The sequence below is a fragment of the Mesorhizobium sp. M3A.F.Ca.ET.175.01.1.1 genome, assembly GCF_004791945.1.
Lineage (GTDB): Bacteria > Pseudomonadota > Alphaproteobacteria > Rhizobiales > Rhizobiaceae > Mesorhizobium.
In genome coordinates this window covers 79585-98902 of the sequence record NZ_SRTP01000017.1, presented here as the reverse complement: position 1 = coordinate 98902, position 19318 = coordinate 79585, and the positions used below count along the sequence as shown (strand labels likewise).

The window sequence follows — 19318 nt, the reverse complement described above, 5'->3', positions numbered from 1 at the left end:
GCCGAGGAATGGAAACGACCGCCGCGCGAGTGGTTCGAGGCCAAGACCCAGTTCGCCGTCGTCTTCGGCGAAAGGTTCGTCGGCCAGTGACGAAACCGGCCTCGCGCACAGAATTCCTGACAGTCCCGGCCCGCCGACCTCTCAAGCGTTCATTGTCGATTCGAACTGGAACACGTTCAACCAACGTCGCGTTCCTTCACACCCCCCTCTGACCTGCCGACCATCTCCCCCGCAAGGGGGGAGATTGGCAGCTTCGCCGTCCTGCCCCTACTTCACCGCCTCCCCATACACCTCCGCTTTGAACCCAACCAGCAGCCGCTCTCCAACTTCCAGCACCGGGCGCCTTATCATGGTCGGCTTGGCGAGCATCAGCGCCTTGGCCTTGTTCTCATCGAGCGATTGCTTGTCCCCCTCCGGCAACTCGCGAAAGGTCGTGCTTCCCTTGTTGAGCAGCTTTTCCCAGCCGACCTTGCCGACCCAGCCGGCCAGCCTGTCCGCCTCGATGCCCTCGGCGCGATAATCATGGAAGCGGTAGGGGATGTCGTGGCTCTCCAGCCAGACACGCGCCTTCTTGATCGTGTCGCAATTGGTGATGCCGTACATGGTGATGGTCAACAGAGACTCCTGGGGACGGACTCGAATTCGCCGGCACCCTAAGACCGCCCTTCGCCGATTGCCAGCGGGTCGGATGAATTTTGGACTTCCAGAGGATGCAGGTCTATTTCGAAGCCGGATAGCACCCGCGTTCGATGGCGAGGCGCCGCACCAGCGCCAGCACGGTGTCGATGGTCGGCGTCGGCCTGCCGGTCAGGCGGCCGAGTTCCTGCACGGCGCTCACCAGCGCATCGATCTCCATCGGGCGGCCGCGCTCGAGGTCCTGCAGCATCGACGTCTTGTGCTGACCGACATCGCCGGCACCCTTGATGCGCCGGTCGACGGGAATGGGAAAGCGCACGCCGAGGCTGTCGCCGATCGTCTGCGCTTCCAGCATCATGGCGCGAGCGACAGCGCGCGTTCTTTCGTCGGCGACGATCGCCGCAAGCGTGCTGCCGGTCAGCGCCGAGATCGGGTTGAAGGAGAGATTGCCCCAGAGCTTAACCCAGATCTCCGAGCGGATATCCTCGCGGACCGGCGCCTGCAGCCCGGCCTTGACCATTTCGCGCGCGAGCGCTGCGACACGCTCGCTCTTGCGGCCCGAGGGCTCGCCGAGCGAAAAGCGCGTGCCCTCGACATGGCGGATCAGGCCGGGCGCGTCGACTTCCACAGCCGGATAGACGACGGAGCCGATGACGCGCTGCGGCCCGATACGCTCCCAGATCGTTCCGCCGGGATCGACCGCATCGAGGCGCGTGTCTTCGAGCGCGTCTCCGGCCTTGTAGAAGTACCACCAAGGCACGCCGTTCTGCATGGTGACGACGGCGGTCCCCTCGCCCAGCAGCGGCGCGATCTCGCCGAGCGCCGGCGCCAGCGAATGCGCCTTCAGCGCCAGCACGACATAGGCCTGCGCGCCGAGTTCCTCGGCCCTTGCAGTCGCCTTTACCCGCGCGACAGTTTCCTTGCCGTCTTCGATCAGGCAAAGCCCATTTGCCTTGATTGCTTCGAGGTGCGCCCCGCGCGCCACGATCGACAGATCGACGCGGCCCGCGATCGCCAGCTTGGCGGCGAGGTAGCCGCCGATCGCGCCGGCGCCGAAGACAGTGACACGCATCAGCCCAGACCAAGCTTGGCGGCAAGACCGATGCGCTGCAGCTTGCCGGTCGCTCCCTTGGGGATCTCATCCAGGATCACCACCTTGCGCGGCACCTTGAAATCGGCAAGCCGCGTCGCGGCGAAGCCGCGAATCTCTGCCTCGCTGGCGCTCTGGCCCTCGCGCAGCACGACCGCCGCGGCGACCTCCTCGCCGAACTTTTCATGCGGCATGGCGAAGGTGACGACCTGCGCCACTGCCGGGTGGTCCATCAGCACGCCGTCGACCTCGAGCGGCGAGATCTTCTCGCCGCCGCGGTTGATGATTTCCTTCAGCCGGCCGGTGACGCGCAAGTAGTTGTCCTCGTCGAGCACGCCCTGGTCGCCGGTGTGGAACCAGCCATGGGCAAACGCGCTGGCATTGGCGTCAGGATTTTTCTCGTAGCCGGCGGTGACGTTCGGGCCGCGGATGACGATCTCGCCGATCTCGCCGGCTTTGAGCAGCCGACCGTCCCGCGCCATGACGGCGACTTCCGGTCCGGCGGCTGCGCCGACGCTGCCCGGCTTGCGCCGGCCGGGCGGCAGACGGTTGGAGGCCATCTGATGCGCGGCCTCGGTCATGCCGTAGGATTCGATTACCGGGCAACCGAAGGTCGCCTCCAGCTCGGCCATCACCTGGGCCGGCAGGGAGGCGGAGGAAGAGCGAATGAAACGCAACCTTGCCTCGGCCAATTGCTCGGGATTGCGCGCGGCGCGCGGCAGGATCGCCTGGTGCATGGTCGGCACGGCCGTGTACCAGCTCGGCTTGGCCTCGGAGAGCCACTGGAAGAAGCGCAGCGCGTTGAAGCCGGGGGTGCAGAATACGCTGCCGCCGGCGGCCAGCGAGGACAGCACCGCCGCGACCAAACCGTGGATGTGGAAGAGCGGCATGATGTTGAGGCAGCGGTCGGCCGGAGCCAGGCCGAGCGTCGCGCCGATATGCGCGGCCGAAGCGGCAAGGTTGGCATGGCTGAGCGGCACCAGCTTGGGGCGCGACGTGGTGCCTGACGTATGCAAAAGAAGCGCCGTGTCGCCCTCCTCGGCCAGTCCGGATGCGACCCCCGGCCCGACCGGATCGCCATCGATCGTGAAGACGCCCGCCGGAGCACCCTCCGGCACGAGCAGACGCAGCACAGGGATGCCGAGGCGCGCGGCGACCTCGACCGCTGGCCCCTGCTCGTCCCTATCGACCAGGATCGCCTTCACGCCGATATCGCTGAGATAGAAATCGAACTCGTCGGCTCGATAGGCCGGATTGAGCGGCGCCGTCGAGGCAGCCGCAGCCACCGCGATGAAGGCGGTCGCCATCTCCGGTCCGTTGGGCATCACGATCGCGACCCGGTCACCGCGGCCGATGCCAAGCGCGTTGAGCCGGGTCGTCGTTTCGTGGATCAACCGGCGCAATCCGCCATGCGAGAGGGTTGTCCGGCCGGGTGCGCAAATCGCCGGCGCGCCATCTGCGGCTGCGACGATCCGCGCGATCATCGATTTCGTTTCAGACAACCTTGACCTCAATATCGCCGACGCTGTCGATATGGCCGGTGAGAATGTCGCCGCGCTGAACCGCGCCGACGCCGGACGGCGTCCCCGACAGGATAAGATCTCCGGGCCTGAGCGTAAACAGGCCCGAAAGATAGCTGATCATTTCAGGAACCTTCCAGATCATCTGATTGAGATCGCCGGTCTGCTTCCGCTGGCCGTTCAGGTCCAGCCAGATCGCGCCTTGAACGGGATGGCCGATCAAGCTTCCGGGAATCAGAGGGGTGCATGGCGCCGACGCCTCGAAGGCCTTACCGACCTCCCAGGGCCGGCCGAGATCCTTGGCCACGGCCTGCAGGTCGCGCCGTGTCATGTCGAGGCCGACGCCGTAGCCGAAGACGCAGTCGAGAGCTCTATCGACCGGGATGTCCTTGCCGCCGCTTTTCAACGCCACCACCAATTCGATCTCATAGTGGACGTCGCTGGACGCCGGCGGATAGGGAAACTCGCCGGATGTGTTGACGTTGTCGGGGTTTTTCTGGAAGAAAAATGGCGGCTCCTTGTTCGGGTCATGCCCCATCTCCACGGCGTGCGCGGCGTAGTTGCGGCCGACACAATAGACCCTATGCACCGGAAACAGCTTGTCGGACCGAGCGACCGGGATGGCCGGGATCGGGGTCGGCTCGATTGCGTAGTCTGCGCCGTGAACGTTCATTATCTTGCTCCTGCATAATATTCGACTTTGGCTTCGGCCCGCTCGATCAGTTCGGCGACCAGGAGAGCGAAGGCGAAAAGGATGATGGTGAGGGCCTAGAAATCGGCCATACGGAAATTGCGCGAAAACGTCTCGAAGAGGGACGTCGTTTTCGACAGGAAATCAATATGTTAGCGGCTGGTTCGCCAACCCGTTTCCTTCGTATTCTCTCGTATGGTCTGGCGAACCTAAGGGTCATAATGATGACTAGTTTTCCGTGCGAGCGGGGTCTCTATCTCGTCCACATGTCACCACACAAAGGGTCGACGAACTCATGTTGGCCGCAAAGGGTACAAGGGCGGCTGATTTGAGGCCAGGAGCACAATCCGTTTTGGTAACGTTGAGCAAGAAAGCAGACGGATGTGTAGCACGCCAACTCCACGCGAAAATCCATCAATCTTACGACGACATCACTCATTGACGACTGCATTGAGCATGCCGGTTTGGTGATGACAGTTGAAATATGCGAAGGAAGACGGCTACATTTTGGTGGGGTCACACTCGGAAACATCCGTGCAAGGCCTTTACGCCATAGGAGACGTCGCCAAAGCGCTCAATCAGATAGCAGTGGGATTTGGCCATGCAGCCTTGGCTGCCACGCACATCCACAACGCCCTGTCCGCGCGCCGGGATCGGGCGACGCTTCGCGCTGAAGCCGGATGAGAGCCGGCCCTGCGAGCTCTAAATCCTCTCAGGCAACCTTCGAAAGCAGGCCGATGTCGCACCTGGCCAGGCCGTAGCGCCAACGGTGGTCCGTTGCGGCCACACGGCTCTGATAGAACAGCGTCAGTTGCTGGCCCTCGATCATGACCGTCGAGTGCCCGTTTTCTCCAGGCCCGCCGGGATCAAGCACCGGGCCAATTGACGTGTAGGGTCCCTTCACATCGTCGGCTATGGCGAAAAAAACGCGCTGCCGGCTGCCTCTTTGCCCCTGAGGCAGAAAGCAGGTGGCGTTCAGAAGGACGCGGCCGTCCGGCAGTTCCACCAATTGAGCGCCTTCTATCCCCCATTCGTAGTTCGGGTCGTCGCGCGTATTGTGATGCGGGACGTCATTGTGGTCGAGGATCTTGCCGATGCGCTTCCAGGGTCCGAACCACGAATCGGACTGGCTTCGCGCCAGATAGACATCGGGTTGCGGCACCCGAGTGATTTTCGGCATTCCGGAATAGACGATGTAGCGCTTTCCGCCGACGATAGCTGGGTGCGGGTCATAGATGCCATCCTCGTCGGTGCCCGGCATCGAAAGGATCGCCGGGTTAAGCACCACCCAATGGAACCCGTCATTGGAAACCGCGTGCTCGCAGCGGCCACCTGATTTCATGAACTCCGTCTGTATGAACATGTGAAAGACGCCGGCTTCATGGATGACGCCGGGCGCCGCGACGCCGGAGCCATGGACGGCAAGTTGGATCGCATCATGCTCTGTCCAGGGGCCACGCAGTTCGGGTGCCGTGGCGTGCAGGATCTTCCAGGTTTCGGTGGTCACCGTGCCACTCGAGCCGAACACGTGCCAACGGCTGCCGTCAAAGACCGGGCATGGATCCTTGAGATCGTCCACGGATTGCGGATGAAACAATGGGAACTCGTTCGTTTCGAATTCAATCCTCATTTCGGTCACCCCAGCGGTCGCTGCCTCGCCGCCCGGCAGTATAGCGCTGACTTAACCCAAATGAGGCCGTCTGACCAATTTCGAACGCCTGTCCCCAAGAGTTTCATGCCGACGGTCCGCCAGCCCACGTGGAGTCAGCCGTTCGAATGGGTGAGGCGGGAACAAGTCATTTCACTGCAAGTTAGGCTGGGAGCCGGAAATGGTTCCGGCACCTGCGGCTAACAAATGTTAATCGCAGTTAAACCTGAGATTACACTAGGGAAATTATTTACATGGGCGCGGGGATAGACACGGCGAACACCAAAACCATCAATAGAGAACAACAACTACTAATATGCTTTTCTCATCTCCGCTGGAACTTCGTTCATCAGCGCCCGCAGCACCTCCTCACGCTCGCAGCGAGAGAGCAGCAGATTGTCTATTTCGAGGAGCCGGTATTCGAAGACCAAATCCAGCCACAGCTGCGTTTGGATAAGGTGGCGCCAAACATTCAGGTCGCCACGCCCATTCTTCCGCTGGGAACGTCTCGCGTGAGGGCCGATGTCATCCAGCGCCGATACCTCGACCGGATCTTGGCTTCCACGCCGCATGCCAAGCTGGGCGCCTGGTATTACACTCCCATGGCGCTACGATTCAGCCGGCATCTCTGCTGCGACGTCTGCGTCTATGACTGCATGGACGAGCTTTCCGCATTCAAGAACGCGCCACCGGATCTGTGTCAGTGGGAAAAGGCGCTTTTCGATCGTGCCGACATTGTCTTCACCGGCGGGGTAAGCCTTTTCGAAGCGAAGCGCTGCCTGCATCATGCGATCTATCCTTTCCCGAGCAGCATCGATGCCGGCCATTTTCGCAGGGCAAGGAAAGCCGGAAAGGATCCAGCCGACCAGACTGACATTCCTCATCCGCGGGTAGGCTATTTCGGGGTTCTGGACGAGCGGCTTGATATCGATCTTGTGGCGCGAGCCTCCGAGGCAATGCCGGATGTGCATTTCATCATGCTGGGGCCTGTGGTCAAGATCGACCCGGCCAGCTTGCCCAAGGCCGCAAATCTGCACTGGCTCGGTTCGAAGGCCTACGCCGAGCTGCCTGACTACCTGCGGCACTGGGATGCCGGCTGGATGCCGTTTGCGCTCAACAAAGCAACGCGCTTTATCAGTCCGACGAAGACACCGGAGTTCTTGGCTGCGGGCCTGCCTGTCGTCTCAACCGCCGTCGTCGACGTGGTGCGTAGCTACGGGGCCGCGGGTTTGGTCGAGATCGCGGACGCCGAAGATATCGAGACGAAGCTTCGCTCCGCCCTCGCTGGCCCGCGCGACATGTGGCTGGGCAAGGTCGATGCCTATCTCGCCAACATGTCCTGGGAGCGAACATGGCACGCCATGGCCGCACTCATCGAGGAAGCGAGCGAGAGCAAAAAGGTTCTACCGTTCCGCAGGAGCGCCTGATGATGTTCGACTGGCTGATCGTCGGCGCGGGTTTCGCCGGCAGCGTTCTCGCCGAGCGCATCGCATCGCAACGGGGGGAAAGCGTTCTCCTTATCGACCGTCGCAATCACGTCGGTGGCAACGCGTTCGATTGCTACAACGAAGACGGCATCCTCATTCACCGTTACGGGCCGCACATATTCCACACCAACGCAGAGTCGATCGTGGAGTATCTTTCACAATTCACGACATGGCGGCCCTACGAACATCGGGTGCTGGCCGCGGTCGACGGCAAGCTACTCCCAATTCCCATAAATCTCGACACGATCAACCGGCTCTACGGGCTCGATCTGAGTTCGAGCCAATTGGAGGAGTTCTTCGCATCGCGCCGCGAAACCGTCGAAGAAGTCCGTACGGCCGAAGAAGTCGTCGTCAGCACGGTCGGACGCGAACTCTACGAGAAGTTCTTTCGCGGCTATACCAGAAAGCAATGGGGGGTCGATCCGTCGCAGCTGAGCAAATCCGTGACGGCACGAGTTCCAACCAGGACGAACCGCGATGACCGCTACTTCGGCGACCGCTTCCAGATGATGCCCGCCGGCGGCTATGCGCGCATGTTCGAGCGCATGACCAATCATCCCAGCATCAAGATCATGCTGCAGACCGACTATCGAGAGATCCGCGACCGGATCTCATTTCGCCGCTTGATCTACACCGGCCCTATCGACGAATATTTTGACTGCAGGCTTGGCCGTTTGCCTTATCGCTCCCTTCGTTTCGAGCATGTCACCGTCGACTGCGAGCAGTTCCAGCCGGTGGCGGTGGTCAACTACCCGCAAACGGAGGGTTATACCCGCATAACCGAGTACAAGCATTTGACTGGCCAGAAGAATGCCCGGACAAGCCTGACCTACGAATATCCCACAGACGTGGGCGATCCATATTATCCTGTGCCGCGGCCGGAAAACGAAGCGCTATACAAGCAGTACGAAGCGCTGGCAGCGAGCTGCCCGGACGTGTGGTTCGTCGGGCGCCTTGCCACCTATCGTTACTACAACATGGATCAGGTTGTCGGCCAGGCTCTGGCGACTTTCGGGCGTATCCAGAGAACGCTTGCCATTCCAAGTGACATCCTGGTGCCACCTGTGGCCGTGCCGGCGAAGCGACACCCCATCGCCGAACAGCCCCAGGGCTCGCTTATCGCGAATCCAGGTTGAATAGCCTCCGTTGCCTGGCCAGTTCCTCGGCCATCGCTTGGCGGAGACGACGCGAACCGTCTGCGTGAATGACCGAGAACAGACCGACCTCCGCATGGCGCGAATTGTCCCACCCCGGATATGCCGTGACCGGATAGAGGCAGATCCCTTCGATCGCTGCGCCCTCGCCAATGGCGGCGCGAACCTCATCGCATACATAGTGGAGCCAGGCCGGCCCGCCGGAGCCTTCGGCGCCGGTCTCGGCGATGTATATTGGCTTGCTGTACCGATGGGCGACCTCAACCAGCAGTTCCGACATCGCCCGGTACTCGTGATGCCCCATCGGAATGGTCGGCCCGTGCAGATACCATTGATTGTGCGGGTAGAAGTTGAGGCCGATCACGTCGATCAGATCCTCGCTGCCCCCGAGTTGCGGCTCAACGCGCCCCATCAGCATGTCGTAGGCCTCGAACTGTCCCAAGCGGACATTCTCGGCGCGGCGTATCTCGGGACGGCTTCGATCTCGCGGCGCCACATGGATGAGCGGTTCGGCCCATATGAAGCGGCATTCGGGGTCAGCTTCTCGCATTGCCCGGATGCCCTGAACGGCGGCCTTGACCAGATGACGCTTGAACCATCCCCTCCTTTTTGGGCCGGCCGGCGGAAAATAGCCGACTTCGACTGCCCATGCGAAGAACGATATCTCGTTGATGGGACAAACCAGCGCGGCTTTGCCGGTCATGGCTCGATGCAGCCGAACCGCTTCGGCTGCAAAGGATGCATAGCTTTCGATCATCCCTTCGCTGCCCCGGTTGAGATGATCGGGGGATCCGTAATGAAAGATATCCCAGATGACCTGAACACCGGCCCCACCGGCCGCTTCGATCATCGAAATCCAATTCGACCAGTCGTACACCCCCGGCGCCTTTTCGATCAGATGCCAGCGCAGCCCGTCGCGAATGGTTCTCAGTCCAAGAGCGGCGCAGCGCCGATAGTCGTCCTCGACATGAATGTCATGGCCGGTCGCCTGCAACAGATCGAGGCGCACGCCATCCTTTCGCCGGTGCGAAGAGCACTCGAATCCGGCCATGAAAAAGCTGTCGAATGTGACCGTGCTTTCAACATGATTTTGCATGAGGAGGCTATCGGCTGTCCGAGTTCCGGCGCTTATTGCATCTCGGCAGGAACCGGTCGATTGCTTTCTCAATCGGCCGGCAATCCTGAATTTTGCGTATGCTGACTGGTTTCACATTCCGCATGGCGTCGCCGATTCACATCACGAGAGTTGCCCAACCCGGTGGCCTCGCCTTTGTTCCTGTCGCGCATCGCATCGGCTGCGCTGCCAGCGGAGCAGGACCCGCGAAGTTTTCGCAGTGTTGGAGCGAAATCGGACGTTGGCAGTTAGGCAGGACAGGCAGCTAGCGATAGGAACGAACCATGCATCCCAGGGCTTCCGCTGGCGACCCGGGAAACGCCACTCCAACCACACCGGCCGCGGAAGGGCTCGCTCCCGCCTTGGCCCGCAACATCGACGCTCTGGTAGAGCGCAGGAAGCGCGAGGCGAAAGCAGCATCACTGGAGCAGCGGGCCGCGGCCGCAATCGGCAAGTTCGCCGGCAGCATGATTTTCGTCTACATCCATCTTATTTTGTTTGGCGGCTGGATCGCTTTGAACACCGGGATCTTCCCCTTCGTTCAAGCCTGGGATCCTTCCTTGGTGATCCTGGCGATGTTCGCATCCGTCGAAGCGATCTTTCTCTCCACCTTTGTCCTTATCACCCAGAACCGAATGGCTGCCGAAGATGATGCACGGGCGGATCTTGATCTTCAGGTCAGCCTGCTGAACGAACACGAGACGACGAAGTTGATCAAGATGGTGGAAGAAATTGCCAAGCACCTGAAGGTCCCGTCAGAAGCAGACGAGGAACTGCAGGAGTTGAAGCGCGATGTGGCGCCTGAAGCCGTACTCGACAAGATCGTGGAGGCGGGCGATCAGGCGAGCCCCACCTGAGCTGTGTTCAGGTGGAAGGTGCCCGCCGGCCTTTGAAACAAAGGAAGCTTGGTCCCGCGTTGGCGAGGGCCGTTATAAGCTGGTGCTGACGAATCAGGTGCCGCTCGCCTTCGGTACATTGCGCTCGGCCATTCTGATGTCGTCGACGAGTGCCAGGTCACAGCAACATCAAAGCGGCCGTCGCTCGTTCCTCACCAGTGGCCCGATTAGGGCGTCACGTGAACGCGAAGTCAAAGACTGCCCGTTCCTCCTGGTCGGTTACACGAACCCAATGTTTTTCCGAACGTCTATCCGTCGCGGCCTGTCGCCTTTGCGGCTGCCGCCGGCAGAGTGTCGGCGCTGACGATCTTACAAGAAGCCGCCACGTCTCCAGAGTTGGCTCCCGGGTGTTTGCTTCAGCGCCACGTCCTCACCTTCCATAATGAAGACCCCTGGCCCGAATGTTCCTTGGGTTCTTCGTTCACGCCTCCATTTCAAGCGGCTCGTGGCAAGGCAGTTGGTGCCAGATGACTGACGTAGCTCGCTCCGATCGACAGCCTGGCCGCACTGGTCGCATATGTAGAGCTGAGACGCTCCGATCGGCGGCGCGTCGCTATGCGCTCGTTGTCCGACCCTACTGGGACCAGGTCGGACAGCTTTGTCATCCCCGCAGCTTCCTGACTTCATGCTCAAGCGCCTCGCGGCCTGTCGTGCTGTCGGATCAACTCTCGGATAGGGCCTGGCGAAAGGCCATGCCGCTTGGCGAAATAGTCGACTTCGCATTCCTGATCCGACACCCGGTCGCCCGTTGCCGGACTCCAGCGCAGGCGCAGACCAAGGTCCCGCCAATAGCGAAAGGCCCGTTGCCGCCTCTGCGATTTTGGACGACAACGGGCTCTTGCCCCGAATCTCTGATCATGCTCGCGACGCACGGATCCTAGCCAGGACAATCGCATTTTCTCGCGGGTGCGGGACGGCGCCATAACATGTGTTAACGCGAGGCTGATGGCTCATCTTAGACAAGCCTCAGCGGCCGAAGATTTCATTCGCGCTCAGGGAGGCTGTGGGTGGCAACGAGCCCCTGTCGATACGGCTGGCCGGTGAATTCCACATTCTGCTTGCGGAACTAACGGGCTCGAAGCCCCTGACGCGCTATGTCAGCGAAATCGTATCGCGGTGTTCGCTGATGGTGGCCTTGTACAGCCGCCCGCATTCCGATCAGTGTGGCGTGGACGAGCACCTAGAAATCATTCAGGCCTACGGCAGCACGATCCCAGCCGAGCCATGCATGCGATGGAGCATCACCTCGAGGCACTCGAGACCAGGGCGCAAATCAGCGATCAGGCTGAGCCCGACGTTCGCTCAATCTTGAGCAAGTATGTTCGAACGGGGTGACCAGCTCCCAAAAAAGCCCAGCCAAATTCCAGGAGGAGACAATGCTCAATCCCCAGCGCGAGCCGGCGGGTCAGCGGAGCCGTGTGAGTATCGATTTCGCCGGTATTTCGCCGCGCGAACGTTACAAGCTTCTGATCGGGTCAGTGGTGCCTCGGCCCATCGTTAGCGGTTGGTTCGCCAACCCATTTTCTTCGTATTCTCTCGTATGGTCTGGCGAACCTAACGACCAGGAGGAGGACTAGTATTCCATGGTGTCTCTTCATCCTACAAAAGGGGTCGATGAACCCGTGTTGACCATAAGGGTGCGAGCGCGGCTGTCTTGGGTCAGAAGCGGATTGGCAGCTTCGAGGCTCGCGCTCGGCTGCGAGGCGTCGTGAACCCATAAACGGACAACGTCTCGAATGGGTGGAAACTTGCCGTATGCGCGCCCCTGTCGGAACGACGTGATTGCGGCAAGGAGCGGACGTCGCCCCGCCTATGCGGCTTGCTCACTCTAGCATCGGGGCGGTCCGCAGACCTTGAATCGAAATCGCTACGAAGCCCACGGGCAGACTCTTAGCCTCCCGCGCTGAGCATTTCGATGATCGTTAAATCCAAACCACAGGACGGTGGCCGTCGAGCGAGTTTTCAGCAGCCCATTTCCGCAGCCTATTAATGTGCAACTTGGGAAGCAGCCGACATCAACTCCTCGGGATTCGGCGCTCTGAAGGTGTTGAGGCCATCCTCCAGAACTTCAGTGAAGTTCCAGCGTACGATGCCCGCCCGGTCGATTAGGAACTGACCGACAAGCTGCCCCGAGCCGGAAGCCATCGCCTGCTGATCGGCTTCCGTCATCTCATATCCTTCCTTCTTGTTAAGAAACTCGTCCATTGCCATGACGTCCATAGGCTTGGGCAACTCGCCCGGGAGATGTATCCGTATCGCCATGACCGTGTCCATCCCGACCTCGCGCAAGCCGAAAGCACGGTGCGAGGCCCGCTCCGGGTCGGATGCGGCGAGAAGATCGGGTGCCGGGTGGTAACGGAAATAGAGCCGCGCCCGCTCGACCGGCGTATTGACCACCGCCAGGCATTCGACGCCTTTCTCACGCAGGGCCGGCTTGAGTTGCGCCATCGCCGCGACATGGCGCCGGCAGAACGGACAGTGCAGGCCTCGGAACAAACCGATCAACAACGGGCTACGGCCTCGAAAATCATCGAGCGCGATCTTGCCTTCGCGTGAGATCGCATTGAGCACAACATTCGGTGCCCGGTCGCCCGGCTGCAGCGGGCGGTCAACACTCCTCGTGGACATCGACAACCTCCTCGCCCCGGGTCAGTCAGGGAAAGCAGCACACCCAGCGTTTCGGAGGCGATCAAGTGCTGGGGTGAAAAGCTTCCTGTGCCAAGGCAATAGCTTTCGACCTCTGCCATATTGCGAGGTCGAGATTACGCGCGTTGCAAGCCCATCATAACACGAAAAAGCATCTGCGGGTCGCCGCCAAACGTGGTGAAAGACCTCACCGAGCTCACTCCCGAACCCTCTTGCGCTGAAGGTCAGGTTCCCTCGATTTGGAGGTTCAAGTCTGCAACGCCCAAGGTCGTCAACGGGTCGAGAACCCACCTAAGGCTTACACATTCGCCCACGCCCTGATTCATTTTTGGCATGAGCCGGTATGACCTGACTGAATTCGAATGGCGCATCATCGAGCCGCTCCTCCCGAGCTTCTTCTCGTCGCTGAAAACCGAGCGCACACCCCGCAAGGTCTACGCACACCCCGCAAGGTCTACAGGACGAGAGATGACGCCAGGGCGGATGTGTTCGATTACATCGAGCGCTTCTACAACCCGCGGCGCAGGCACTCGACACTGGGCTATCTGAGCCCCGTCGAGTTCGAGGAGCAAGCTATGCTAGCTTAACCTGGTGTCCGAAAAACCGGCAGCAGGCCATAGTCCCGCCTTCATCAGCATAGTGTCTCGCACGCCACGCCGTCACCATCGCGATCCAGCTTGCCGCCCCATGAGCAGTTCTGCAGATACATTGGGCATCGTCGCAGGAACTGATCTGCTTGCACGTCCGCCGCGGCTCGCACGAATAGCCGCTCTGCGCGACCAACGGCCGGCGCATGATGCCGAGCGATTCGCTCGCCGGCGCAGCGCCGTCGGCATGCGACGTGCGCCAGTCCCATGGGGCCTCAAATTCCCGACCCATAGACCGACCTTCGCCGCTTCCGCTTTTGCCTGCTCCGCGGCGTAGGCGCCGTGGCTGTAGCGCGGCCAATCGACCGCCTGGCCGTGCTCGACCATCCACGCCGCCACGCCGGCGCCGTCAGCGCGCCGGCAGTGGCCGACGAAGCGATGATAGCGATCCCAGGTCACGAACGAGCATTGCACCGGCCTCGAGGCGGCCAAGAAGGTATCTAGCGCTGCAGCCGATCGCCGGCCGCAGGGATATTCGAAGCCCTTGGCGTCGTCGCAGTATTGCTTGCTCTCCGGGGCATCGATGCCGTTGAAGCGGATCCGCTGGCCCTGGACTTCGATCGTGTCGCCGTCGATCACCGACGCGACGCCAGCGATCGGCGCGGGCTTCGGGCCGATCAAGTCCGAGGGCTGGCTGTGGCTGTGTCGTAGGGCGGTTTGGGCGGCCAGCGCGCCGGCCGCAGCGACAGTCACGAAGATCAGCCGTCGCGGCACGCTCGCCCAACGCAGGGCGCGCGAGCGCCGCGCGCCGCTGCGCTTCCGCCACTGGTCCGACCGGTTGTCGTAACGAGATTTGTCCAAGCCCCTCTCCCCAACGGAAGAATGCGCCGAAACCCCGCCTGGTGTCCAGATGAGACGACAAGGAACGTTAATGTCATCTCGAAGTTGATTCACAGCCCACGCTCTGGAGAAGGAGCGGGATACTGTCATGCCGTCCACATCGATCAGAAAAACAAAATACGATCCGGCCAGCCGTGTTCTCTCGGTCTGGTTCGTGGCCAGCGGCAAGCACTACGAGTTTGAGGAAGTGCCGCCGGAGACTTATGCGGCGTTCCGATCGGCGTTCGTCAAAGGCCGTTTCTTCAACGACCATATTCGCAATCGCTTCCGATACCGTCACATCCCAGATTAGGCGTCCATTTCAAGCGGCTCATGTTTTGGCCGCTCATGCCAGATGACTTGCCGCAAGTCCCGCCGATCGACTGCTTGCCCACACGTTGGGCAGAGGTGGAAATGATGCGCCTCCGTCTGCGGCTCGCGTCCGTGTCGCGTCCCGGTGATCGGCGGCCCGAGATCCGAAAGCTTGGTCATTACCTCTAGTCCATCGACTTTTGAAAATACGAGGAACCGGAACGCGTTCGACAGCTTGAATCCGGCGGTTCGAAGTAGCGCGTGTATGCGTAAGGCCCACGAGCGGCTGAAGTTCATCAGGCCGCTGGAGCCTCTCCAGGTCGAGACGCCACCAGCCAGCGACGACTGGCTGCATGAGATCAAGTACGACGGGTTTCGCACTCAGATCATCCTCGATTGGGCCGGCGCCCGCGCTTTCTCCCGAAATGGCTTCGACTGGTCCAAGCGCTATTGGCCGATCGGGCCGCGGCGGAAAAGCTTCCGGCGAAGTCCTTCATGCTTGATGGCGAGATGATCGCGCCCGAACCGGATGGCAAGCCGAACTTTTACGCCATACGTTCGCGCATGGCCTGGAATGCCGAACAGCTTGCGTTCGTGGCTTTCGACATCCTGCACCTCGACGGCCAGGATCTCCGCTCGCTTACGTGCCCGCTGCGGCGATCATGGCACGCAATGGCCGCTATGCTGGCACCGCAGCCGTCACGCTGCCCAGCGGCCTGGGGGAACGGCTGTGGCAGCGTGTCCAGGCCTCCAGGGCAGCGAAGCCTTCCCAGCGTGTCCCCAGCGCCTTTGCGGATGACGTGGAATGGGTCAAGCCAGGCATCACCGGCAGGGTGAAGTTCCTCCCCGGCGAGCACATCCTTCGGCATGCGACGATGCAGGGTTTCAGCGAGGAAGGAACCTAAAGCCCTTCGCCCGGCTTGTTTCGGCATGCACGCCGAAACCAACTTGGAGATGGGGGAGCGTCACGTTCGTGAAGGCAAGGCACGCATTGCTCGCCAACGCGAACTGATCGAGGAACTGTCGCGCGACGGCCACCCGACAAAAACAGCGGAGAAGGTGTTGCAAAAATTTGAGGCTGTGCAGGAACAACTCGAAGCGCACCTACACTTTCTGAAAAACTCCAACTGACGCGCGTTCCTCGCGGCCCCGATGGAACATAACTTTGCTCTGCCGGTTGGTAGGCCCAGACGGATGCTTTGCCTGCGCCTGGCATGAGAGCGTCCGTCGTCTGTGCCCACACTAAGCGGACGGACCTCTCTGACGCCGGAAAATAGGCTCATGTCCCGTCTGCGCGTGCAATGAGGCTGCACAACGGGTCCTCGCTTGAAGGATAGGTGGTTGTCATGAGCGACCCCACAGACAATAAGGGCTTGCATGAAAGCGCGCTTGCTATCCTTGCCAAGCGATTGACTAGAGAAGCAGACATTTCCGAAAAACAAGCCCGCGAACTGATCCAGCGGATCGGGACCGATTGGAATTCCCTGCTCCGAGAGGCTCATTTTCTGAAGGCGCGGCATTGAGCGAACGTGGGGCAGAATTCTATAGCAAATGGATCACCGATAACGTGATGCATGGCAGCGTCGGCGCGGACATCATTTCAGTCGCAGGGCTGACGGCTAAGCTATTCACCGATGCGAGAACCGCCGGGATTTCAGAGCACGAGATCGAAGAGGAAATCGGGAGCGCCTACGCGGCGATCCTAACCGCAATCAACGGTACCGAGACCGTCAAAAAACCCGAGTGACCCCTTGGCAGGCGATCATTACGCGATGCAGCCTACCGCGCGGGACTTCTTCGCTTCTGGAGTGGTTTCTTTGGAGCAGACGCTTGGGGTTCCTGTGCCAGCCTGGCGGCGCGTAAGCGCTCCGTCTTGGCGGACCTTGCCGCCGCTTCGAGATCGACAATCTGCCGGGCGACACGCGTCGTCGCATCGGTCTTGGCTTCAGTTCGGGATGGAGACGGCTTGAAGATGCCGGTGTCGAGAAGGGATTTCATGTTTCTCCTTAACCAAAAAAGGCCGGGCAGAGCCCGACCTTCTCAAACGCGCCTCTGCGGCCAATGCCAGTACATACGTGGTCAAAGGGCCCCCAAAGGCGCTGTGAACTAGGCGGCTTGCAGGTTCTCGGCCGAGCTTTTGCCGTTGCGGGCGTCCTTCACAACGTCAAAGCTAACTTTCTGGCCTTCAACGAGAGAACGCATCCCGGCGCGCTCCACGGCCGAGATATGAACGAACACGTCCGGCTGGCCATTGCCCTGCTCGATAAAGCCGAAACCCTTCGTTGAATTGAAGAACTTCACGGTTCCAGTAGTCATTGCGATCTCCTTTCAAATCGACGCAAAATCATGCTCGCCCGGCAAAGCCGCGCGATGCAAACTCGAAATTGAGATGGAAGATCGTAGGAGCGCAGATTGCGCCAGAACAACGTTCGTTCAGCAAGATCGATTTGAGAGATATAGCGCTTTGTCCGATCGACGGCAAGGCTATCGGATTATTACTAACCCTCGGTGGCGAATTAGAATTTGAAGGCAAATTTGTAGACAACCCGATTGGATCGATCGGTGACCCGCACCCACTCGCTTTCTTGTTGCTGGTCTTGCACATCGCGGCCAGTTATCCATTCGGCCGCAGCTTGGGGAGAGGTGGTGGTTGCGTACGCCACCGAGGTGCACTCCCCTCCAGACATGATTTCCACGACGTAGCGATACATTCCGACACCGGTTTGTCTGACGCATGGTGGCAAGATTACCACGTCTCGTTCCCGCAGCGGGGCGGCATGGTGTCTATGTTCCTGACCTGCCGGCTGCCGCGATGCAGCATTTAAGCACCCTAAGACCGCGGCTTGGTTTTCCTCAACATGAGCGCGCGGGCTACCGATGGATCGCAGAACATCTGCCAAACGTTATCGCCGATGACCCAGCCGCCATTCCCGACCTTGTCGTTGAACTCCTGGCAGCTGCCAAGCGCTCGCCAAAGAGATATACGAGGAGGTCGACAGCGTGTTTCAGCTCGTGAGCGAAGCGATGCAGCCAGCGACCCCAATTTGTGTTTTGACTATTTGGTATCTCGGGCGCGTAAGGTAGCAGGTTCGCTCAACCGGGCGGACTAACTCAGGGAGGATGTTATGAAGATGAATCGACGTAATGCTCTCGCCCTTGGTGCCACCTCGTTGGCCGCCCCGCTATTGGCCGCAAAGTTCACGCCGGTAGCGGCTAAGACCTATGGCCCGACTGAGGGCAAGGAGATTTTTCCTGGCGTTCGCGTAGTCGAGCGGGGGACACGAGACTCCCATATCAAGGGGTATAAAAAAATCGTCCTGGAAGACGTGATTTATCAGCCGAAAGGAACTAGCCCGCTGGGGGATGTGATGACCGACGACATGGTCTGCACGGTCACTGAAGGCGAACTGGAAGTTACGGCCGGCGATATGAAGTTCACGGCCAAGGAAGGCGACGTTTGGAGCTGCGGCAAGGGCAGTACGAAAGAGGCTGCTACGAACAATGGAACTGTGGTCGCAGTGATGCGCGTCATTAACCTGAAGGTCGCATAAGTCACAGTCGCGTGGGAATAAGCCCTGGCCAGCCGGCACCATGATTGTCCGGATCGATGAGGATGCCAAACCGCTTCTCGCGGTTCTTACAGGCGGCAAGACCGATGACGACAACGGGGAGTCCGCATGATGCCCCTTGCTGGCTTCCTGGCCTTGCTTGCCGTCGTCGGGGCGTTGGTCTTCCTCCACTGCTGAAATGCACAACGGAGTTTCCGCGAGCTGGGGCTGCTGTCACAGTCCGTTGCAGGGCCTACTGATTCGATATGGGCCTCTCTCGCTCGGCAACCGACAGTTTTCGCTCCCGCCCCCCAGCCAGCTGCTGTCGGTTGCCCCTTTGGGCTAAGTCGGCATGGTTGGCCTTTCTTCACCTTCGATGTCTTGTCGACGATCGAGCGCGGGAAACCATAGGTGGGGGAGATCGACACGCGACCCGATCTTCAGTGACGCGGCGCCGCACCGTGGCAGTGATCGCCACCTCATCGCCTATTTTGATGCCTCTCCTGGCCATGCCGTCAGACTTCAGTCGACGTTGCGCGCTCTGGCTCATGAGAGCAGTATGGACCTACCCCACTCGCAACCGTGGGGTAGGCCCGGCCCGCGGATCCTGTGTCACACAACGATTAAGCCGGCCGGGCCGCCTATGTTCCGCCTGGCGGACGCCTATATCATCGGAATGTTGCCCCATCGTCTAAGAATCAGCAAAGCCGACGACCGCTACCAGGTGGCCGACGAGAGCGGTCCGATGCGTAGCTTCGATACTATCGTCGAGGCTGTGCGGTTTGTTCGCGATCGTGGGGCTCGCCTGTGGCTCGACTGGGGCCGAACCATCATCGGCGGTCAGATAGCACCGCAAGACTTCGTAGCGACATTCCTTGGCTCTGATGTCGGCCGCATTCAGGGCGAGCGGCATGGCCCGGGCGCCGGTTCCTGGCGTTGGTCGATCGCGACACACGACAAGCGCTGGCGCGGCCATGGCCGGCAGCGCGGCCAGGCGAACACAAAGGATGAGGCGGTAGCCGAGCTGGAGCAGGCATTCACCAAGTACATTGCCGAGACGCCGGAGAGACCGCCCTACTCGCGAAAGAGTTCTTGAACGAGTGCGGTTGT

23 protein-coding genes and 2 pseudogenes are annotated in these 19318 nt (G+C 60.6%); 14 read left to right on the top strand and 11 right to left on the bottom strand.

Annotated elements, in window-relative coordinates; all coding sequences use genetic code 11:
* Positions 1-267 precede the first annotated feature (267 nt).
* The 5 genes from EN818_RS27755 to EN818_RS27725 form a co-directional block, all read right to left on the bottom strand.
* Positions 268-615 carry an ArsC family reductase gene (locus EN818_RS27755; protein ID WP_135906050.1) on the bottom strand — a complete coding sequence of 116 codons (348 nt, stop codon included), beginning with the start codon at positions 613-615 and terminating at the stop codon, positions 268-270.
* Between the two features lie 103 nt (positions 616-718).
* A complete protein-coding gene (locus EN818_RS27750; protein ID WP_135906049.1) occupies positions 719-1708 on the bottom strand; it encodes a 2-dehydropantoate 2-reductase in 990 nt (329 codons plus the stop codon).
* The gene (locus EN818_RS27745; protein WP_189523864.1) at positions 1708-3210 is read right to left on the bottom strand and encodes an acyl--CoA ligase; all 1503 of its coding nucleotides are present in this window, start codon (positions 3208-3210) and stop codon (positions 1708-1710) included. The genes EN818_RS27750 and EN818_RS27745 overlap by 1 nt, the downstream gene beginning before the upstream one ends.
* A gap of 10 nt (positions 3211-3220) precedes the next feature.
* A complete protein-coding gene (locus tag EN818_RS27740) occupies positions 3221-3919 on the bottom strand; it encodes a fumarylacetoacetate hydrolase family protein (protein WP_135906047.1) in 699 nt (232 codons plus the stop codon).
* Positions 3920-4649: 730 nt separating this feature from the next.
* Positions 4650-5567, bottom strand: a complete 918-nt coding sequence (locus tag EN818_RS27725) for a hypothetical protein (RefSeq protein ID WP_095809164.1) — start codon at positions 5565-5567, stop codon at positions 4650-4652.
* A 272-nt stretch (positions 5568-5839) separates the two neighbouring features.
* Here EN818_RS27725 and EN818_RS27720 point away from each other — a divergent pair, with 272 nt between their 5' ends.
* Both EN818_RS27720 and glf read left to right on the top strand, forming a co-directional pair.
* Positions 5840-7012, top strand: a complete 1173-nt coding sequence (locus EN818_RS27720) for a glycosyltransferase (RefSeq protein WP_135906045.1) — start codon at positions 5840-5842, stop codon at positions 7010-7012.
* A 2-nt stretch (positions 7013-7014) separates the two neighbouring features.
* Complete coding sequence (gene glf, locus EN818_RS27715; protein ID WP_135906058.1) at positions 7015-8208, top strand: UDP-galactopyranose mutase; 1194 nt, start codon at positions 7015-7017, stop codon at positions 8206-8208.
* Here the strand turns inward: glf and EN818_RS27710 are convergent.
* Positions 8189-9076: a beta-glucosidase gene (locus EN818_RS27710; RefSeq protein ID WP_245518901.1), complete on the bottom strand. Its 888-nt coding sequence runs from the start codon at positions 9074-9076 to the stop codon at positions 8189-8191. The genes glf and EN818_RS27710 overlap by 20 nt on opposite strands.
* 48 nt (positions 9077-9124) lie before the next feature.
* Here EN818_RS27710 and EN818_RS33875 point away from each other — a divergent pair, with 48 nt between their 5' ends.
* Both EN818_RS33875 and EN818_RS27705 read left to right on the top strand, forming a co-directional pair.
* Positions 9125-9427: a hypothetical protein gene (locus EN818_RS33875; protein ID WP_245521427.1), complete on the top strand. Its 303-nt coding sequence runs from the start codon at positions 9125-9127 to the stop codon at positions 9425-9427.
* 197 nt (positions 9428-9624) lie between these two features.
* On the top strand, positions 9625-10197 hold the full coding sequence (locus tag EN818_RS27705; protein ID WP_129553318.1) for a DUF1003 domain-containing protein: 573 nt from the start codon (positions 9625-9627) through the stop codon (positions 10195-10197).
* A gap of 2025 nt (positions 10198-12222) precedes the next feature.
* Here the strand turns inward: EN818_RS27705 and EN818_RS27695 are convergent.
* Positions 12223-12864 (bottom strand): peroxiredoxin-like family protein, encoded by a 642-nt coding sequence (locus EN818_RS27695; protein ID WP_135906057.1) that lies wholly within the window; start codon positions 12862-12864, stop codon positions 12223-12225.
* 402 nt (positions 12865-13266) lie between these two features.
* Between EN818_RS27695 and EN818_RS33870 the strand changes: the two are divergent.
* Positions 13267-13469, top strand: a pseudogene (locus tag EN818_RS33870) (IS3 family transposase); the annotation flags it as partial.
* Positions 13470-13541: 72 nt separating this feature from the next.
* Here the strand turns inward: EN818_RS33870 and EN818_RS33865 are convergent.
* Positions 13542-14108: a thermonuclease family protein gene (locus EN818_RS33865; RefSeq protein ID WP_245518899.1), complete on the bottom strand. Its 567-nt coding sequence runs from the start codon at positions 14106-14108 to the stop codon at positions 13542-13544.
* Here EN818_RS33865 and EN818_RS33860 point away from each other — a divergent pair.
* From EN818_RS33860 to EN818_RS27660, 7 genes and pseudogenes are all read left to right on the top strand, one after another.
* Entirely contained in the window at positions 14092-14316 is a 225-nt protein-coding gene (locus EN818_RS33860; RefSeq protein ID WP_245518898.1) for a hypothetical protein, read from the top strand. The genes EN818_RS33865 and EN818_RS33860 overlap by 17 nt on opposite strands.
* Positions 14317-14457: 141 nt before the next feature.
* A complete protein-coding gene (locus EN818_RS27680) occupies positions 14458-14661 on the top strand; it encodes a KTSC domain-containing protein (RefSeq protein WP_129553601.1) in 204 nt (67 codons plus the stop codon).
* Between the two features lie 494 nt (positions 14662-15155).
* Positions 15156-15263 (top strand): annotated as a pseudogene (locus EN818_RS34500) (DNA ligase); the annotation flags it as partial.
* Between the two features lie 59 nt (positions 15264-15322).
* Positions 15323-15565, top strand: coding sequence for a hypothetical protein (locus EN818_RS33855; protein WP_245518897.1), 243 nt, complete (start codon positions 15323-15325; stop codon positions 15563-15565).
* Positions 15566-15590: 25 nt separating this feature from the next.
* On the top strand, positions 15591-15791 hold the full coding sequence (locus EN818_RS27665) for a hypothetical protein (RefSeq protein WP_135906042.1): 201 nt from the start codon (positions 15591-15593) through the stop codon (positions 15789-15791).
* A 215-nt stretch (positions 15792-16006) separates the two neighbouring features.
* A complete protein-coding gene (locus EN818_RS32910) occupies positions 16007-16183 on the top strand; it encodes a hypothetical protein (RefSeq protein WP_189523863.1) in 177 nt (58 codons plus the stop codon).
* A complete protein-coding gene (locus EN818_RS27660) occupies positions 16180-16407 on the top strand; it encodes a DUF768 domain-containing protein (protein WP_135906041.1) in 228 nt (75 codons plus the stop codon). The genes EN818_RS32910 and EN818_RS27660 overlap by 4 nt, the downstream gene beginning before the upstream one ends.
* Positions 16408-16439: 32 nt before the next feature.
* Here EN818_RS27660 and EN818_RS33850 read toward each other — a convergent pair whose 3' ends face one another.
* The 3 genes from EN818_RS33850 to EN818_RS27645 form a co-directional block, all read right to left on the bottom strand.
* A complete protein-coding gene (locus tag EN818_RS33850; RefSeq protein ID WP_135906040.1) occupies positions 16440-16658 on the bottom strand; it encodes a hypothetical protein in 219 nt (72 codons plus the stop codon).
* A gap of 108 nt (positions 16659-16766) precedes the next feature.
* Positions 16767-16976, bottom strand: coding sequence for a cold-shock protein (locus tag EN818_RS27650; RefSeq protein WP_135906039.1), 210 nt, complete (start codon positions 16974-16976; stop codon positions 16767-16769).
* A gap of 200 nt (positions 16977-17176) precedes the next feature.
* Positions 17177-17371, bottom strand: a complete 195-nt coding sequence (locus tag EN818_RS27645; protein WP_135906038.1) for a hypothetical protein — start codon at positions 17369-17371, stop codon at positions 17177-17179.
* A gap of 414 nt (positions 17372-17785) precedes the next feature.
* Here EN818_RS27645 and EN818_RS27635 point away from each other — a divergent pair, with 414 nt between their 5' ends.
* Positions 17786-18211 carry a hypothetical protein gene (locus EN818_RS27635; RefSeq protein WP_135906036.1) on the top strand — a complete coding sequence of 142 codons (426 nt, stop codon included), beginning with the start codon at positions 17786-17788 and terminating at the stop codon, positions 18209-18211.
* Between the two features lie 640 nt (positions 18212-18851).
* Positions 18852-19304: a hypothetical protein gene (locus EN818_RS27630; protein ID WP_135906035.1), complete on the top strand. Its 453-nt coding sequence runs from the start codon at positions 18852-18854 to the stop codon at positions 19302-19304.
* The last annotated feature ends 14 nt before the right edge of the window (positions 19305-19318 follow it).

What these genes read in the sequence shown, in the direction of transcription:
- EN818_RS27750 (WP_135906049.1), bottom strand. Translation starts at nt 1,708, where the DNA reads ATGCGTGTCACTGTCTTCGGCGCCGGCGCGATCGGCGGCTACCTCGCC.
- EN818_RS27745 (WP_189523864.1), bottom strand. Translation starts at nt 3,210, where the DNA reads ATGATCGCGCGGATCGTCGCAGCCGCAGATGGCGCGCCGGCGATTTGC.
- EN818_RS27740 (WP_135906047.1), bottom strand. Translation starts at nt 3,919, where the DNA reads ATGAACGTTCACGGCGCAGACTACGCAATCGAGCCGACCCCGATCCCG.
- EN818_RS27725 (WP_095809164.1), bottom strand. Translation starts at nt 5,567, where the DNA reads ATGAGGATTGAATTCGAAACGAACGAGTTCCCATTGTTTCATCCGCAA.
- EN818_RS27720 (WP_135906045.1), top strand. Translation starts at nt 5,840, where the DNA reads ATGGGCGCGGGGATAGACACGGCGAACACCAAAACCATCAATAGAGAA.
- glf (WP_135906058.1), top strand. Translation starts at nt 7,015, where the DNA reads ATGTTCGACTGGCTGATCGTCGGCGCGGGTTTCGCCGGCAGCGTTCTC.
- EN818_RS27710 (WP_245518901.1), bottom strand. Translation starts at nt 9,076, where the DNA reads ATGATCGAAGCGGCCGGTGGGGCCGGTGTTCAGGTCATCTGGGATATC.
- EN818_RS33875 (WP_245521427.1), top strand. Translation starts at nt 9,125, where the DNA reads ATGCCAGCGCAGCCCGTCGCGAATGGTTCTCAGTCCAAGAGCGGCGCA.
- EN818_RS27705 (WP_129553318.1), top strand. Translation starts at nt 9,625, where the DNA reads ATGCATCCCAGGGCTTCCGCTGGCGACCCGGGAAACGCCACTCCAACC.
- EN818_RS27695 (WP_135906057.1), bottom strand. Translation starts at nt 12,864, where the DNA reads ATGTCCACGAGGAGTGTTGACCGCCCGCTGCAGCCGGGCGACCGGGCA.
- EN818_RS27680 (WP_129553601.1), top strand. Translation starts at nt 14,458, where the DNA reads ATGCCGTCCACATCGATCAGAAAAACAAAATACGATCCGGCCAGCCGT.
- EN818_RS33855 (WP_245518897.1), top strand. Translation starts at nt 15,323, where the DNA reads ATGGCACGCAATGGCCGCTATGCTGGCACCGCAGCCGTCACGCTGCCC.
- EN818_RS27665 (WP_135906042.1), top strand. Translation starts at nt 15,591, where the DNA reads ATGCACGCCGAAACCAACTTGGAGATGGGGGAGCGTCACGTTCGTGAA.
- EN818_RS32910 (WP_189523863.1), top strand. Translation starts at nt 16,007, where the DNA reads ATGAGCGACCCCACAGACAATAAGGGCTTGCATGAAAGCGCGCTTGCT.
- EN818_RS33850 (WP_135906040.1), bottom strand. Translation starts at nt 16,658, where the DNA reads ATGAAATCCCTTCTCGACACCGGCATCTTCAAGCCGTCTCCATCCCGA.
- EN818_RS27650 (WP_135906039.1), bottom strand. Translation starts at nt 16,976, where the DNA reads ATGACTACTGGAACCGTGAAGTTCTTCAATTCAACGAAGGGTTTCGGC.
- EN818_RS27645 (WP_135906038.1), bottom strand. Translation starts at nt 17,371, where the DNA reads ATGTATCGCTACGTCGTGGAAATCATGTCTGGAGGGGAGTGCACCTCG.
- EN818_RS27635 (WP_135906036.1), top strand. Translation starts at nt 17,786, where the DNA reads ATGAAGATGAATCGACGTAATGCTCTCGCCCTTGGTGCCACCTCGTTG.
- EN818_RS27630 (WP_135906035.1), top strand. Translation starts at nt 18,852, where the DNA reads ATGTTCCGCCTGGCGGACGCCTATATCATCGGAATGTTGCCCCATCGT.